This window comes from Bradyrhizobium sediminis (assembly GCF_018736085.1).
Taxonomy (GTDB): Bacteria; Pseudomonadota; Alphaproteobacteria; order Rhizobiales; family Xanthobacteraceae; genus Bradyrhizobium; species Bradyrhizobium sediminis.
The window spans coordinates 570,168-585,545 of record NZ_CP076134.1; the positions used below are offsets into that span (position 1 = coordinate 570,168).

10 protein-coding genes and 8 pseudogenes are annotated in these 15,378 nt (G+C 64.9%); 9 read left to right on the forward strand and 9 right to left on the reverse strand.

Annotated features, from left to right (window positions below; translation table 11 throughout):
• Nucleotides 1-131: 131 nt before the first annotated feature.
• From KMZ29_RS02740 to mddA, 8 genes and pseudogenes are all read left to right on the forward strand, one after another.
• Nucleotides 132-1,289 (forward strand): acyl-CoA dehydrogenase family protein, encoded by a 1,158-nt coding sequence (locus KMZ29_RS02740; protein ID WP_215622366.1) that lies wholly within the window; start codon nucleotides 132-134, stop codon nucleotides 1,287-1,289.
• A gap of 110 nt (nucleotides 1,290-1,399) precedes the next feature.
• Nucleotides 1,400-2,080: a hypothetical protein gene (locus KMZ29_RS02745; protein WP_215622367.1), complete on the forward strand. Its 681-nt coding sequence runs from the start codon at nucleotides 1,400-1,402 to the stop codon at nucleotides 2,078-2,080.
• A gap of 435 nt (nucleotides 2,081-2,515) precedes the next feature.
• A complete protein-coding gene (locus tag KMZ29_RS02750) occupies nucleotides 2,516-2,881 on the forward strand; it encodes a fibronectin type III domain-containing protein (RefSeq protein WP_215622368.1) in 366 nt (121 codons plus the stop codon).
• Nucleotides 2,882-2,970: 89 nt separating this feature from the next.
• Entirely contained in the window at nucleotides 2,971-3,294 is a 324-nt protein-coding gene (locus KMZ29_RS02755) for an alpha/beta fold hydrolase (protein ID WP_215622369.1), read from the forward strand.
• Nucleotides 3,291-3,608, forward strand: a complete 318-nt coding sequence (locus KMZ29_RS02760) for a hypothetical protein (RefSeq protein WP_215622370.1) — start codon at nucleotides 3,291-3,293, stop codon at nucleotides 3,606-3,608. Before KMZ29_RS02755 ends, KMZ29_RS02760 begins: the two co-directional genes overlap by 4 nt.
• An 88-nt stretch (nucleotides 3,609-3,696) precedes the next feature.
• Nucleotides 3,697-3,990 carry a response regulator transcription factor gene (locus KMZ29_RS26915; protein WP_305855083.1) on the forward strand — a complete coding sequence of 98 codons (294 nt, stop codon included), beginning with the start codon at nucleotides 3,697-3,699 and terminating at the stop codon, nucleotides 3,988-3,990.
• A gap of 163 nt (nucleotides 3,991-4,153) precedes the next feature.
• A pseudogene (locus KMZ29_RS26555) lies at nucleotides 4,154-4,981 on the forward strand (DMT family transporter); the annotation flags it as partial.
• Nucleotides 4,982-5,132: 151 nt separating this feature from the next.
• Nucleotides 5,133-5,899, forward strand: a pseudogene (gene mddA / locus KMZ29_RS02780) (methanethiol S-methyltransferase).
• 16 nt (nucleotides 5,900-5,915) lie between these two features.
• Here mddA and KMZ29_RS02785 read toward each other — a convergent pair.
• The 9 genes and pseudogenes from KMZ29_RS02785 to KMZ29_RS02810 form a co-directional block, all read right to left on the reverse strand.
• Nucleotides 5,916-7,465: pseudogene (locus KMZ29_RS02785) on the reverse strand (AMP-binding protein).
• Nucleotides 7,466-7,621: 156 nt separating this feature from the next.
• Nucleotides 7,622-8,086: pseudogene (locus tag KMZ29_RS27060) on the reverse strand (dehydroquinate synthase/iron-containing alcohol dehydrogenase family protein); the annotation flags it as partial.
• Nucleotides 8,087-8,107: 21 nt separating this feature from the next.
• Complete coding sequence (locus KMZ29_RS27065) at nucleotides 8,108-8,521, reverse strand: iron-containing alcohol dehydrogenase (protein ID WP_440131712.1); 414 nt, start codon at nucleotides 8,519-8,521, stop codon at nucleotides 8,108-8,110.
• Between the two features lie 282 nt (nucleotides 8,522-8,803).
• Nucleotides 8,804-9,194: pseudogene (locus tag KMZ29_RS02795) on the reverse strand (MAPEG family protein).
• Between the two features lie 137 nt (nucleotides 9,195-9,331).
• Entirely contained in the window at nucleotides 9,332-10,042 is a 711-nt protein-coding gene (locus tag KMZ29_RS26835) for a lipocalin-like domain-containing protein (RefSeq protein ID WP_256442524.1), read from the reverse strand.
• Nucleotides 9,937-10,203 (reverse strand): lipocalin-like domain-containing protein, encoded by a 267-nt coding sequence (locus KMZ29_RS26840; protein ID WP_501986036.1) that lies wholly within the window; start codon nucleotides 10,201-10,203, stop codon nucleotides 9,937-9,939. The genes KMZ29_RS26835 and KMZ29_RS26840 overlap by 106 nt, the downstream gene beginning before the upstream one ends.
• On the reverse strand, nucleotides 10,185-10,391 hold the full coding sequence (locus KMZ29_RS26570; RefSeq protein ID WP_249779811.1) for a hypothetical protein: 207 nt from the start codon (nucleotides 10,389-10,391) through the stop codon (nucleotides 10,185-10,187). The genes KMZ29_RS26840 and KMZ29_RS26570 overlap by 19 nt, the downstream gene beginning before the upstream one ends.
• Nucleotides 10,381-12,851, reverse strand: a pseudogene (locus tag KMZ29_RS02805) (FtsX-like permease family protein). The gene KMZ29_RS26570 and the pseudogene KMZ29_RS02805 overlap by 11 nt, the downstream one beginning before the upstream one ends.
• A pseudogene (locus tag KMZ29_RS02810) lies at nucleotides 12,848-13,503 on the reverse strand (ABC transporter ATP-binding protein). The pseudogenes KMZ29_RS02805 and KMZ29_RS02810 overlap by 4 nt, the downstream one beginning before the upstream one ends.
• A 378-nt stretch (nucleotides 13,504-13,881) precedes the next feature.
• Between KMZ29_RS02810 and KMZ29_RS02815 the strand changes: the two are divergent.
• Nucleotides 13,882-15,093, forward strand: a pseudogene (locus KMZ29_RS02815) (MFS transporter).
• Nucleotides 15,094-15,378 lie beyond the last annotated feature (285 nt).

The following is a 15,378-nucleotide window of genomic DNA, read 5'->3' on the forward strand; positions in this document are numbered from 1 at the left end:
AATGACGCGCAACAAGAGTGCCGTCATTCCGGGGCGCGCGTCAGCGCGAACCCGGAATCTGGAGATAAGTAAAGCAACATCGAGATTCCAGGTTCGACGCTCCGCGTCGCCCCGGAATGACAGGAGAAAAAATGCTCTTCACCGCAGACCACGAAGAACCCCGCCGCATCCTGCAAAAATTCATCGCGGCCGAGATCAATCCCTACGTCGACGAATGGGAGAAGGCGGAACAGTTCCCCTCGCATGAGCTGTTCAAGAAGCTCGGCAATCTCGGCTTTCTCGGCCTCAACAAGCCCACCGAATTCGGCGGCCAGGGGCTCGATTACAGCTATGCGCTGATGATGGCGGAAGAGCTCGGCGCGATCCATTGCGGCGGCGTGCCGATGGCGATCGGGGTGCAGACCGACATGGCCACCCCGGCGCTGGCGCGGTTCGGCTCGGACGAAGTACGGCGCGAATTCCTGGCGCCGGCGATTTCAGGTGACGCGGTCGCCTGTATCGGCGTGTCGGAGCCGGGCGCCGGCTCGGACGTGGCGTCGATCAAGACCAGCGCGCGTTCCGACGGCGACGATTACGTCATCAATGGCGGCAAGATGTGGATCACCAACGGCGTCAAGGCCGACTGGATCTGCCTGCTCGCCAATACCGGCGACGGGCCGGTCCATCGCAACAAGTCGCTGATCTGCGTGCCGATGAAGAGCAAGGGCGTCGAGGTCGCGCGCAAGCTCGACAAGATGGGCATGCGCTCGTCCGACACCGCGCAGATCTTCTTCGACAATGTGCGGGTGCCGAAGCGCAACCGCATCGGCGAGGAAGGCAAGGGCTTCACCTACCAGATGATCCAGTTCCAGGAGGAGCGGCTGTGGGGCGCCGCCGCCTGTCTCAAGGCGCATGAAACCATTATCAACGAGACCATCGAATACACCCGCAACCGCAAGGCGTTCGGCCAGAGCATCCTCGATAACCAGACCGTCCACTTCAAGCTGGCGGAAATGCAGACCGAGATCGAGCTGTTGCGCGCGCTGATCTACCGCGCCGGCGAAGCGCTGGTCGCGGGCGAGGACGTGACGCGGCTCGCGACCATGGCGAAACTGAAGGCCGGCCGGCTCGGGCGCGAACTCACCGACGCCTGCCTGCAGTTCTGGGGCGGCATGGGCTTCATGAACGAGACGCCGGTCAGCCGCGCCTATCGCGACAGCCGCCTGACCTCGATCGGCGGCGGCGCCGACGAGGTGATGCTGTCGGTGCTGTGCAAGATGATGGGCACGCTGCCGGGAATGAAGCCGTAAGGCGGAGGGATTGATGCCCCAACGTCATTGCGAGGAGCGATAGCGACGAAGCAATTCGACTTTCCTGTTTGCCCGCAAGCTGATAGCATGCCGTTCAACGGGAGCGTCCCATGGTCGTTGCAGCGTTGCGCCGGACTTCCGTCGCGATTGGCTGCGCGGCGTTTATCGCCGGACCGGCGCTGGCCCAAGCGCCCGCGGCGCTCCCCGGCTACAATGCCGCCATCGGTGAAAGCTCGATATCCGGCATTTCCTCCGGCGCGTTCATGGCTGTCCAGTTCGCCACCGCCTGGTCTTCGGTGATCAAGGGCGTCGGCGTGGTCGCCGGCGGGCCGTATTGGTGCGCGAAAGCCGGCGGGTTCTTCAGCTACTGGTCTTCCATTACCAACGCGACAGGCCCATGCCTGTCCGGGCCGCCTCCCGGAATGAGCAGCTTCTTCGCCAAGGCCGACGCCAAGTCGGCTTCCGGCGCGATCGACTCGCTGCAGTTCGTGCGGCGCAGAAAATTTATCTGTTCCATGGCTATAACGACAAAGTGGTGGCACGATCGGTCGCCGATGCGGCTGCGGATTTCTATCGCCACTCTCGGCGAGGCCAATCGCGGCAACCTCTACTACCAGACCACGATCGGAGCCGGGCATTCGCTGGTGGTTGCGCAGGATCCGCCCCGCGCCGACCTCAATGAATGCAAGGCGAGTATCAGTCCGTTCATCGATCAATGCGGCTATGACCAGGCCGGAATCATTCTCCAGCACATTTACGGCGCGTTGAGTAGCCGAATGCCGGTCCGTTGAGCGGGACGATCAGGCCGTTCGATCAGTCGCTTTACACCAAACCCGGCAGCGCGGGTTCGTTGAGCCTGGGCAAGACCGGCTACGTGTTCGTGCCCAGGGAATGCGAGAATGGCGAGGCGTGCCGCGTCCATATCGCCTTGCACGGTTGCAACCAGCAAGAAGGCCCCGAAATCGGACGCGTTTCGTCGAGCGCACCGGATACAATGCCTGGGCAGATACCAATCGTCTGATCGTGCTCTATCCGCAAACCACTGCGAAATGGTACCCTACAATCCCCACGCTTGCTGGGACTGGTGGGTTACGTCAATTACGACGACAGTTATGTCACCAAGTCCGGGGCGCAGGTCAGGACGATCAAGGCGATGCTCGACGCGTTGACCGCGCGCGCCGCGCCGGCGGCCGTTTCCTCGCCGGCGCCCCGCCGCGACATCGATCATGCTCAGGGTCATCGACCGGTCGGACACCGGCGCCGATCTGGCATGGGCTCCGCAGGCTGGCGCGACAGCCTACCGCGTGTTCCGTGCCGGCGCCGACGGCCCGTTTGCAGCGGTGGCGGAGGTGGCCGGGCCGAGTTTCGCCGATTCCGGCCTGACGCCAAAAACCGCCTATCGATGGCGCGTCGCGGCGATCGTGAACGGGGTTGAAGGCCCGGCTTCGGGTGAAGCCGCGGCTACGACGCGACCGGTTCCCGCCACCCTGCGCCATACCCGGCGCTTGCCCGATTGGCGAATGATGAATGGGCGCAGACTGCTAATTCTGCATGCTGCCGGGTTTTTGATGGCAGCATGCATCAGCTCATAAGAGTGCTATATTTATTTATCAGGAGTTCCATGTCGAGGTCTGGCCAACAGGTAAGATTCTGCAAGTCTCGTGACGGCGCCCAGATCGCGATGGCTTCGATCGGCCGCGGACCGCCATTGCTGCGAACCGCCCACTGGCTCAGCCACGTCGAGCACGACGCGCGAAGCCCGGTCTGGACGCACTGGCTTGAGGAGCTGTCGCGCGACCACACCTATATTCGATATGACCAGCGCGGCTGCGGATTGTCCGACCGCTCGCCGCCGTCCACCTCTTTCGAGGCATGGATCGAGGACCTGGAGGCCGTCGTCGAGGCGCAAGGCTTGAAAAAATTTCCGCTGTTTGGGATGTCCCAGGGTGGCGCAATCGCAATTGCATACGGCCGCTCGGCATCCGGAGAGGGTGTCACATCTTGATCCTGTTCGGCGCCTATGCCAGGGGCATGCTGCGCCGGAATGTAACGGAGCAAGAGCGCGAGGAGGCCGAGACCCTCATCAAGCTCATCCGGCTTGGTTGGGGACGCGACAAACCGGCGTTTCGGCAAGTTTTCACATCGCAGTTTATTCCGGACGGGACCCGCGAGCAGCACCAGTGGTTCAACGATCTGGAGAGCATCTCGGCATCGCCGGAGAACGCGGTAGCAATTGTCGAGCAGTTGTATCAGGTCGACGTCAGTGCGGAAGCGGCAAGCCTGCGTGTCCCGACATTGGTGATGCATTCGCGAAAATGACGCGCGGGTTCCCTTCGAACAGGGGCGGCAACTGGCGGCGCTCATCCCGTCGGCCCGTTTCGTTCCGCTGGAAGGGCGCAACCATGTCTTGCTCCCCAGTGAACCTGCATGGGAACAGTTTCTCGATGAGTTCCGCTCGTTCCTGGGCGGCGCCGGCGGCACTTCGCCGGCCTTGCGCCAGGCCGGCCTGACGGCGAGTGAGCACGCCGTTCTGACGTTGATGGCGCGAGGCCTCGACAATACGGCGATTGCCACAGCGCTGACCAAGAGCGAGAAGACCGTCCGCAATCAGGTTTCGAGCATTTTTGCCAAGCTGGGAGTCCGCACACGGTCCCAGGCCATCGTGCTTGCCAGAGATGCAGGCATTGGCGAGGCGTCATAGGACAACCGGCTCAGGCCCTCTCGTAATTTCGAGCGGTTTACCGCCGCCACGTGGGACGCCGGCCTCATGACCGCCGGCCGTTAGCGGGCACACTTCCCAACGCTCAAAAAGCGGTGTGAAGCATGACCGGCGACGGCGGCGGTTCCCTCTGACATTATCTGAGATGAAGGCAGCCAGGGTCGGCGCGGTGCTTCGATCTCCAGCCTTGGCCCTCGCCTTGGCGGCTCTATTCTGGTCGGGAAATTTCGTGGCCGGCCGGGCGCTTAGCGGCGCCGTCGATCCGGTGACGCTCAACTTCCTGCGCTGGCTGATCGCGCTCGCCATCATCGCGCCTTTCGTCTGGAGAAGCGCATTCGCCGCTCTGCCGGCGCTGCGCCGGGAATGGCGGCTCATCCTCGCGCTTGGCGCTACCGGGATCGCGGCGTTCCACACCCTGATTTATGTTGCGCTGCAAAGCACGACCGTAACCAGCGCCCTCCTGATTCTGTCGCTTGCCCCGATCGCGACGCTTCTCGGGTCCGCATTGCTGGGATTGGAGCGGCCGTCCGGCAGGCAAATCGGCGGCGCGCTGATCTCGATTGCCGGCGCCTGTGTCCTGATCACGCGCGGAGAGCTTGCCGGTATCCTTTCCCAAGGCTTCAGTGCCGGAGATTTGTGGATGCTGGCGGCGGTCGTGATCTGGGCGGCCTATTCGCTGATCTTGCGCCGTCGTCCCTCGGATCTGCCGCCATCGGTCGCGCTGGCCGCAAGCGTGGCTGCCGGCATTGCTCATGATGCTGCCGCTGCTGTTGCTTGCCGCGACGAACCCGCTTGCGGCCCTCGGCTCCGTCAGCGTGCTGCTGAGCATCGGATACATCGCGGTATTCGCTTCGGCGATCGCATTCCTGCTGTGGTTCCGGGGGTGTCGGAGCTGGGACCGGTCCGGGCCGGACAGTTTGTCAATTTGATGCCCGTCTTCGGTGCAGGCCTGGCGTTCCTGGTGCTGGCCGAAGCGCCGACTTGGGCACAGGCGGCGGGCGCCGCGCTGGTGCTGTCCGGTATCGCCTTTGTCGAGCGCCGTCCCCGCAATGAGAGCCCTATCCACGACGACGCGCGGTTTGCGCGTCACGTTTACAGCCAGGAGGAGCACATGAGGCCGACTAATCATATTTCTCTACGGTCTCGCATCCTACGTCGTATTCTTCGTCACGTTTCTCTACGCCATTGGTTTCGTCTCGGGCTTGATGGTGCCGAAGACCATCGATACCGAACGGTCGGTGCCGGTGACGGAGGCGCTGATCGTGAACATCCTGCTGATGTCGCTGTTTGCCATCCAGCACAGCGTCATGGCGCGCAAGCAATTCAAGCAATGGTGGACGCAGTTCGTGCCGAAGTCGGTCGAGCGCAGCACCTATGTGCTGTTCGCCAGCCTCGCGCTTGTCCTGCTGTTTTGGCAGTGGCGACCGATCCGGCGGTGGCGTGGCAGATCGCCGATCCGCAGATCGCCATGGCGATCACCGGCCTGTCATTCGTTGGCTGGCTGATCGTGCTGACCAGTACCTTCCTGATCAATCACTTCGAGCTGTTCGGACTGCATCAGGTCGCGAACAATCTCGCCGGCCGCGCGATGCCCGCGCCGCGCTTCCGTACGCCGCTTTACTATAAGTTCGTGCGGCACCCGATCTATCTCGGCTTCATCATTGCGTTCTGGTCGGCGCCGACGATGACGGTCGGACACCTTCTGTTCGCGGCGGTCACCACCGCTTACATATTCGTCGGAATTTGGCTGGAAGAACGCGATCTGGTCGATCTGTTCGGCGACGACTATCTTCGGTACAGGAACCGCGTGTCGATGCTGCTGCCTTGGCGCAAATCCGCACCAAGCGACGCAGCGGATGGACGCATCGTTGGTGTGGGGCGCGGGCCTTAGCGCGCTCCCGGCGCCGTCACACGATGCGCGTCGTCTTGTCGCCCCAATAGCGATCGCGCAGCAGCCGCTTGTAGAGCTTGCCGGTCGGCAGCCGCGGCAGTTCCGCTTCGAAGTCGATCGAGCGCGGCACCTTCTGGCGCGACAGCGACTGGCTGCAGAACTGGATCAGTTCCTCGGCAAGCTCGGGGCCCGGCTGAATGCCCGGCATCGGCTGCACCACCGCCTTCACCTCCTCGCCGAGATCGGCATTGGGGACGCCGAACACCGCGGCGTCCGCGATCTTGGGATGGGTGATCAGGAGGTTCTCGCATTCCTGCGGGTAGATGTTGACGCCGCCGGAGATGATCATGAAGGTCGAGCGGTCGGTCAGATAGAGGAAGCCGTCGCTGTCGACATAGCCGACGTCGCCGACCGTGCTCATGGTGCCATCAGGCGAGCGGGCTTCCTGGTCTTGTTCGGATCGTTGAAATATTCGAACGGGGTGGCGGTCTTGAACCAGACCGTGCCCGGCGTGCCCATCGGGCACGGCTTCATGTCTTCGTCGAGAATGTGCAGGTCGCCAAGCAGCACCTTGCCGACGCTGCCGCGGTGGGCGAGCCATTCCGCGCTGTTGCAGGCGGTAAAGCCGAGCCCTTCGGTGGCGCCGTAATATTCGTGGATGATCGGGCCCCACCACTTGATCATGTCTTCCTTCACCGCCGCGGGGCACGGCGCCGCCGCATGGATCGCGATCTCGAGCGACGACAAATCGTGGCGCTTGCGCGCGGCCTCCGGCAGCTTCAGCATCCGCGAGAACATCGTCGGCACCAGCTGGGTATGGGTGACGCCCCATTTCTCGACCAGCTCGAGGTAACGCTCGGGATCGAAGTGCTCCATGATGATGGCGGTGCCGCCGCTGCGGATCGTGAGATTGACCGCGGCCTGCGGCGCCGAGTGATAGAGCGGCGCCGGCGACAGGTAGATCATGCCTTCGCGGTAGTGCCAGAGCTTTTGCAGAAAATCGAAGATCGGCAGTTGCTGGGTCGCCGGTTGCTCCGGCAGCGGGCGCAGAATGCCCTTCGGCCGGCCGGTGGTGCCCGACGAATAGAGCATCGCGGGTGCCGATGCATTCATCCGCGATCGGCGTCTTCGGCAGCCCGCGGGTTGCTTCCTGCAGGCCGACGATGCGCTCGCTCTCGCCCGGACCATCGGCGACGATGCAGAGTTCGACCTTGGGGCATTCCTTCAGCGCTTCGCGGGCCACGTCGAGCTTGGCAACCGAGGTGATGAGGATGCGGGATTCGCTGTTGTTGACGATGTAGGCGAGTTCGCCGGGCGTCAGATACGAATTGACGCAAGTGTAATACAGCCCGGACCGTTCGCCGGCGCCGCAGGCTTCCAGGTAGCGGCCGTTGTTCTCCATGAATACGGCATAATGGTCGAGCCGCTTCAGGCCGCGTTGACGCAACAGGTGCGCCAGGCGATTGCAGCGCGCCTCGAGCTCCCGATAGGTCACGGCCTCGCCGGTACTCGCCATGATGAGGCGGGCTGCAGCGGACGAAGATGAGCATGCTTGCCGGTGTACATCGTGTCTCCAATTTTCTTATGCGGCCAGAAGAAGAATTTCGCGCACCTGCGCCGGTGAATCGATCTTGCGCGGGTTGCGCGGATCCACGGCGTGCCCATCGCCTGTTCCGCGATGCGGTCGAAATGCTCGGGACCGATCCGGACGTCCTGCAGGCTGCAGGGCATGCCGAGGGCCGCGGATGAAGGACTCCAGCACGTCGCCGGCGTCCTTGCGGGTTGACCCATCGCCGCGGCGACCAGCGCCTGCCGCCCGGCATTGGCGGATTTGTTCCAGCGCAGCACCGACGGCAGCATCACGCAGGAAGTATATCCGTGCGGCACGTCGTAGACGGCGCGAGCACATAGCCGATGCCGTGGCTCGCCCCCATCGGCACCCCCGACGACAGCGGGCCCATCGAGAGGCCAGGTGCCGAGCTGGCAGTCCATCCGCGCGTCGAGATCGCGCGCGTCGGCCTTCACGCGCGGCAGGCCCTCGGCCAGCATCGACAATCCCTTGATCGCCTGGGCGTCGGCGTAGGGATGCGCCTCGCGCGAACACAGGCCTTCGACGCAATGGTCGACGGCGCGGATGCCGGTCGAAAGAAACAGCCATTCCGGCGTGTGTACGGTCAGCGCGGGGATCGAGGATCGCCGCGCGCGGCATCACCAGGTCGTGGCGTAGCATTTCCTTGACCTTGGTGCGCCCGTTGGTGACGCCGGCAATTGCGCTGAACTCGCCGCCGCAATCGTGGTCGGCACGCTGACCTGGCGCACGACAGGCGGGTTGATCGGCGGCGCGACGCCCTTGTGGGCCCGGACCCTGTCGATATCCTCGACGCTGCGAACATCGTTGGCGAGGCAGATCTGCACCGCCTTGGCGCCGTCGGTGATCGAGCCGCCGCCCACCGTGACGATGAGATCGGCATTGGCGGCGCGGGCCTGTTCGGAAGCCGCGATCACCCCCTCCCGCGGCGTATGCGGCCGCATCGCATCGAAGGTGCCCACGCAACGCGGGCCGAGCGCCGTTCGGATTTTCTCGATCTCGTCGGTCTCGCGGTTGAGCGTGCCGCTGACCATCAGGAAGGCGCGGGTCGTGCCCAGGCGGTTTCATCTGCGCGACCACAGCCTCGGCGGCGGCAGTCCCGAAAACCACCTCGTCCATGGCGCCGAAACGACGCGGCCCTTGTACACGCTTGTCCTCCCGGACGTTTGGCCTTGTTACGGCCCTTGGAGAACAATCTAGCGGAGTCCGCGCGGAGGGAAACCACAAAATGACGACGGTCCTCCGCGGCCGTTCTTTGGCGAACGCCCCTCCGAGACCATTGCCCGGACCCGCCGCTGATCGGGCGGCGTCCACGGTCACGTATGAATGAGGCGCCAGACGATGGCGCCGAGCGCGCCAGCCAGAGGACGCCGGCCGCGAGCCCCTGCACCGCAAAGCCCGGCCCGCGCTTCGCCGCGGCCCGCGAATAGCCGGCTAGGTAGAGAATGCGGCCGGCGATCCACACTAGGCCCAATACGGCTGCGGCGGCATCGCTGATGTAGACCGCAAACAGCCAGAGCGAGGGCAGGAAGACCGGCATCCATTCCAGCGTGTTCATCTGCACCCGGAACACCCGATCGAAATCGGGATGGCCCGACGTGGCCGGCGCCTTCACGCCCAATGCAACGCGCGCCTTCGATACCTGAATGCCGGTGACAAGTAGAACAGGATGGCGAAGCAGGTGACGAGCGCGGTGAAATGGTACATCGCATATTCCCCATTTTCGAGTCATTCCGGAGGCGCGAACGGAGTGAGCGAACCGGAATCTCGAGATTCCGGGTTCGCATCTTCGATGCGTCCCGGAATGACGGATTCAACTCAATAGCCGGTCAGCTCCAGATATCCTAATCCGGTGTGGCTGCCGGCGAAGCTGATCGGTCCCTCCCAGTAAGGAAGCTCGTACCCATCCAGCTCCTCGCGTTCAGAGGCGTGGTCTCGATGCGCAGGCCGCGCGCGGGATGACGATGCTCCATCCGGTCGGGATCTTGCGGCCTTCGATCTCGGTCGAGGCCCGTCGGCGTCATCGTGTTTTCGCTGGATGCGATTTCGCTGGAGCGGCCGTCGGGCTCGATCCAGTTGCCGAACAGATCGGCGCGGCCGTCCTTCTGACGCAGCCGGTACAGCATGAGCTTTTCGCCGGAGTCGAGATGCAGCGAGAACCAGTCCCAGCCGGTCTGATCCGGGCGAGCGGCTGGCTGCTCCATTCGCGGTCCATCCAGGCTTGCCCAGCGACCTCCCGCGGGTTTGTCGCCGATGCTGATGCGGCCGGTCGCCTTGAAGAAGGGCTGGCTGTAATAATACGAGGCCTGCCCGCGCTCCGATTTGCGGCTGTAGCCGGCGTTGCCCTGCAGCACCAGCGGCCGGTCGGCATCGAGCCGCAGCGTGTAGCTGAAAATCGGCGCCCGATGCGGTGAGTTCGAGCGGCGCGAGCATGGCGTCGCGCATCGCTTCACCCCGCGCATTGCCCAGGAATCGATCCAGGCTTGAAACGGCTTTGGTTCGACGCCGGCCTGACCGACGCCGCCGCGGGCGAAGGCTTCGCTATAGCGGTGAATGTCGGCGCGGGTGACGCGGCGTGGCCCATCCAGATCTGCTGGTTGGCCCAGCCCTCTTGTTGCGCACCCGGCCGCGAGGCTTGGCGAAACAAGGTCCACTGCGCGCCATAGGCCGCGCCGGTCGAGTCCTTGAGATTAGCCGTCACGTACCACCACTCGATGCGAAACTCCGGATGCGGACCGTGATCGGCGGAAACGCGAAGGTCTTGCCGGGCACCACGGGCGCGAACCCTTCCGCGTTTTCGCCGAGACCGGCAAAGCCCTGTGCCAGCGCCGGAACTCGGCCGAACCCGATCAGGGCAAGGCCGCCCGCGAAGGCGCGGCGGGATATTCTGACACTATCGTTCATCGGCGAAGATCTTGATCAGGCTGGTCGGCTGCATCCGCGCCAGCTTGAGAACCGGCAGCAGCGCGGCCAACAGCGAAGCCGCCATCGCCACGCCAAGTAGTTGGCAGCAATTGCAGCGGGAACACGTGAAACGGCAGCCGCCAGCCGAAGGCCTTCACGTTCACCACCGCGATCAGGCACCACGCCACCAGCAGGCCAGCGGCAGCGCCAGCAGGGCGGTGATCAGCGCCACCGACAGGGTTTTGACAAGCTCGATCGACGCCAGCTCCCGCCGCGTGATTCCGATCGCCCATAATGGCGCCAGCTGCGGCAGCCGCGAATTGCTCAGCGTCAAGAGGCTGGTGAGGCAGCGCGATGCCGGCGACGCCGAGGGTGAAAGTATTGAGCGCTGCCGTCACCGCGAAGGTGCGGTTGAAGATCCGCTTCGACTCCGCCTTCATCGTGGCCTGATCGGCGAGGTTGCGATCGTCGAGGCCAAATCGTTGGCGCAGGCCGGAGATCAGCGCCGGAATTTCCGCAGGCGGGACCCGCAAGCCAAATCGGGTAGTGGGGATGGCGGGGAAGCGCCGTGTCAGCGCCGCGTAATTGACGGCGATCTGACCCTTCGGGTTGCCATAGTCGGCGTAGATGCCGATCACCTCGAGCGGCCAGTTGCCTCCGGGGGCGGGCACTTCGATGCGGTCGCCGATTCCAAGTTTCAGGCGCCGCGCCAGTTGCTCGCTGACGAGGCCGGCATCGCCTGCGCGGAGGCGAACCCAGGCGTTCGCAGTTGATTCCAGCAACGGCCAGTGCTCGCTATAGGTGGGATGATCGGGCAAGCCCAATATCTCGATCGGCGCGCCGGCCATTTGCGATTCGGCCCGGCCGCCGGGCAGGATCGCCTGCACTTCCGGCCGGTTTCGCAGCCATGTCTTGATCTCGGTGGCCTGGGCATCGCTGGCCGCGTTGACATAGACATCCGCCGCCAGCCGTCCGTCGAGCCAGCCGACAAAGGTCCGGCTGAAACTTCGACCATGGTGCCGACCACCGACATTGACCGCAAGCGCGAGCAACAGCGCCATCAGCGCCAGCGGACAATCCGGAAAGCTGCTGGCGGCTGTCGGCCCAGAACCAGACCGCGAGCGGGCGACGCGCGTTGCGCTGGTCGAGCGCGAGCAGGCGCTCCAGGATCGCCGGCAGCAGGAAGCGCGGCCGCCAGCATCAGCGTCGCCAGCACGGCAAATCCCGATACCAGGGAATCGCCGAACCATAGAAAGCCTCCGGCGGCGGCGAACACGGCGAGCGCGACCGCGCTCTGCACGATCAGCCAGCGCTGCTGCGCCTGTTGCCACGCCTGGGGTTGGGCGGCCACCAGCACCGGAAGGCGGATCGCTTTGGTGAGGACTGGCGGCTGCCGCCGCCAGCGCGCCGATCACGCTGATGGCGAGGCCGGCAACCACCATTCGCTCTCAGCGTCAATTGGCCGGGGATCTGCGCGCCATAGAGTCCGCGCAACGATGCTGCGACATCGGGCAGCAGCGACGCCGCAATTCCGTAGCCGCAGACCAGGCCGCTGGCGCCGGCCACCAGCGCCAGCGATACCAGTTCGATCACCAGCACCGCGTTCAGCATGCGGGCGGACACGCCGCAGGCGCGCAGGGTTCGCAGCATCGGCCGCCGCTGTTCGAAGGCAAGGCCCACAGCCGAATTGACGATGAACAGTCCGACCACAAAGGACAAGAGGCCGAACGCCGCCAGGTTGAGGTGAAAACTGTCCGGTGAGGCGTTTCGAGGGTCGCTTTCCCGCATCCGCCTTGATCAAGTGAAGCCTGTCCGCCGACGACGTTCTCCAGCGGCGCCCGGTTTGCCCTTGATCTTGCCGACCACGAGGCGGGAGAGCTGGTCCGGCATGTCGAGGAGCCGCTGGGCGATGCCGATATCGACCACCAGCACGCCGGGCGCGAGCTGCGCCTGCACGCGCAGCGGCGGCAGCTCGGTGCCGCCGCTCGCCAAAGGCCGCGCGCCTTCCGGCAGATGGAGATCGGAGAGCACTTCCGGCGCCACCAGCATTTCTCCCGGCGGCGTGACAAAGGACTGCAGGCCGGCGCGTCCGATCGTCGGCGCATTGCCGACCTCGGCGGGCAGCGTGACCGGCTCGATGCCCAACAGGCGGAACGAGCGGCCGCCGATCTGGATACGGCCTTCGAGCACCGGCGACACCGGCCAGCCGGCGCGGCGCAGGCTGACGAACAGCGCCTGCGGGAAGTTCGCGCCGTCGCGGCCGACCAGCATGGCGGTTCGGGCGCCGCCGAAGGTCGCGGCCGCACGGTCGTAACTCGAGCGCGCCTGCGCGTTCAGCGCCTGCACGCCGCTCCACAACGCGGTCGCGGAAATCAGCCCGATCAGCAAGGTCGCAAGCTGCATCGGATGCCGCCGCCAATGGCTCAGGAGAACCGCGAGAGTCCAGACTGCGCGCTTCATGCGACCAGTCCGGCATGGAGATGGATGCGGCGGTCGAGCGTGGCGGCGAGACGCTCGCTGTGCGTCACCATCAGAAAGCCGCAGCCGGTTCGCGTCACCAGGTCGCGCGTCAGCGCCAGCACATCATCCGCCGTCGCCTCGTCGAGATTGCCGGTGGGCTCGTCGGCGAGCAGCAGCAGCGGCTTTGTCCGCCAGCGCGCGGCCGATCGCGACGCGTTGCTGCTGGCCGCCCGACAATTGTTCGGGATAGCGCTTCAGCAAGGCGCCGAGCCCGAGCCGCTCCACCAGTTCGGCATGCCAGGCCGGATCATGACGGCCGGCAATGCGGGACTGAAACACGAGGTTGTCTTCGACGCTGAGACTCGGGAATCAGGTTGAAACTGCTGGAACAACCAGTCCCGCCGGTCGCGCCGCAATGCCGCCCGGCCGGCATCGCCGAGGTCGGAGACGGAAATGTCGGCGAGCGTGATCTCGCCGCCATCGGCCGCATCAGCCCGGCGATCAGGTGCAACAGCGTGCTCTTGCCGCTGCCGGATTCGCCGGTCAGGGCGACGCGCTCGCCTGCCGCAACGGTGAGATTGACCCCGCGCAGCACCACCACCTCCTCGCCGGCAGAGCGATAGGTCTTGGTCAGATTTCTGACGCTCAGCACGATGGGGTTGCCGGTTGCCATGCCAAGACGGATGCGAAGCCTCTCGAAAGTCCATACTCACGTTCTGGTCCAGCATACCAAGCCCCTTGCGGGAGATCACGGGCTCAATCATGGCGGCGACGCGACCGTGTTCCGGTTGCAGGGCGGGCCGAAACAGCGTCAGGCGGCATCCGGCAAACCAATGCCGAGGTGCCGCGCACGGCAGGCGCCTGGGCCGCGATCCCTCAGAAAATGCCGGGTTGCATTGCCGTATGTCCCACAGGTAGCATTGCAGGCAGGCCGATCAACAGGCCAGCAAATGAAATCGGGGAGAAGGCATGACCGCGCAAAACGACGCCCAAGGGCGCCTGGAAAATCACGTTTCTCCTGTTTCTGTTCATGCTGGTCAATTTCGCCGACAAGATCGTGGTGGGCCTCGCCGGCGCGCCGATCATGGACGAATTGAAGCTGCAGCCGGAGCAGTTCGGCCTGCTCGGCTCCTCGTTCTTCCTGACTGTTCTCGATTTCGGCGATCGTCGTCGGCTTCATCGTCAACCGCGTCGCCACCCGCTGGGTGCTGCTGGCGATGGCGGTGATATGGTCGCTGGCGCAGTTCCCGATGGTCGGCACCGTCAGTTTCACCACGCTGCTGATCTGCCGCGTGATCCTCGGCGCCGGCGAGGGGCCGGCGTTTTCGGTGGCGGCGCATGCGATCTACAAATGGTTTCCCGACGAGAAGCGCACCCTGCCGACCGCCATCCTGTCGCAGGGCTCCGCGTTCGGCGTGATCCTTGCGGTGCCGGCGCTGAACTGGATCATCGTCAATCACAGCTGGCACTATGCGTTCGGGGCGCTCGGCATCGTCGGCCTGATGTGGGTGGTGGCGTGGATGGTGATGGGCAAGGAAGGCCCGCTGGTGCAGACCGTCGCGATGGCGGCGGCCGATCCCCGTGTGCCCTATTTCCAGCTCCTGACCTCGCGGACCTTCATCGGCTGCTGCGCCGCGACCTTCGGTGCTTATTGGCGCTGTCGCTCGGGCTGACCTGGTTTACGCCCTTCATCGTCAAGGGCCTCGGCTTCTCGCAGAAGGACGCCGGGTGGATTTCGGTGCTGCCATGGGTGTTCGGCGCCGTCGTCGTGCTGCTCACGGGGTGGATTTCGCAGGTGATGCTGGCGCGCGGCTTCACCACCCGCGGCGCCCGCGGCGTGCTCGGTTCGGTGCCGTTGATTGTCGGCGGCGTGATCCTCGCGGCTCTTCCGCATGTCAACGGCGCCGGCCTGCAGATCGCCTTTCTGGTGATCGGCTCCGGGCTCTGCGGCTCGATCTATGTGGTCTGCCCGCCGATGCTCGGCGAGTTCACGCCGGTGCAGCAGCGCGGCGCCGTGATCGCGATCTACGGCGCGATCTACACGCTGGCGGGCATCCTGGCCCCTTGGGTAATGGGCAGCATGATCCAGCACGCCGCGGTGCCGCTCGACGGCTACATGACCGGCTTCACCATCAACGCCGTCGTCCTCGTGGTATCGGGATTGCTCGGCCTGTTGCTGCTGTGGCCCAACACCGAGCGCGCTCGGCTGATGGCCCTGGCCGCGCAGCCGAAGTTCGCGTGAGGTCACAACTATAGCAGCGTCGTCCCTGCGAAAGCAGGGACCCATAACCACCGATGTCGATTGTGCGAAAGCAACTAACCTCATCGCCCTGCGGATAAGCCGCGGCGTATGGGTCCCTGCTTTCGCAGGGACGACACCGAGTGTGTGTTGTTACCTACTGCAAACCACCCTGCGCGCCGCGTACCAGCCGGCCCGGCCGCGCGTCGGTGGCCGCGCCGTTGCGTTGCGTCACCATGCCTGAGACAATGGCGGCGACGCGGCCACGCTACCTGAGGTCGCCGGGAC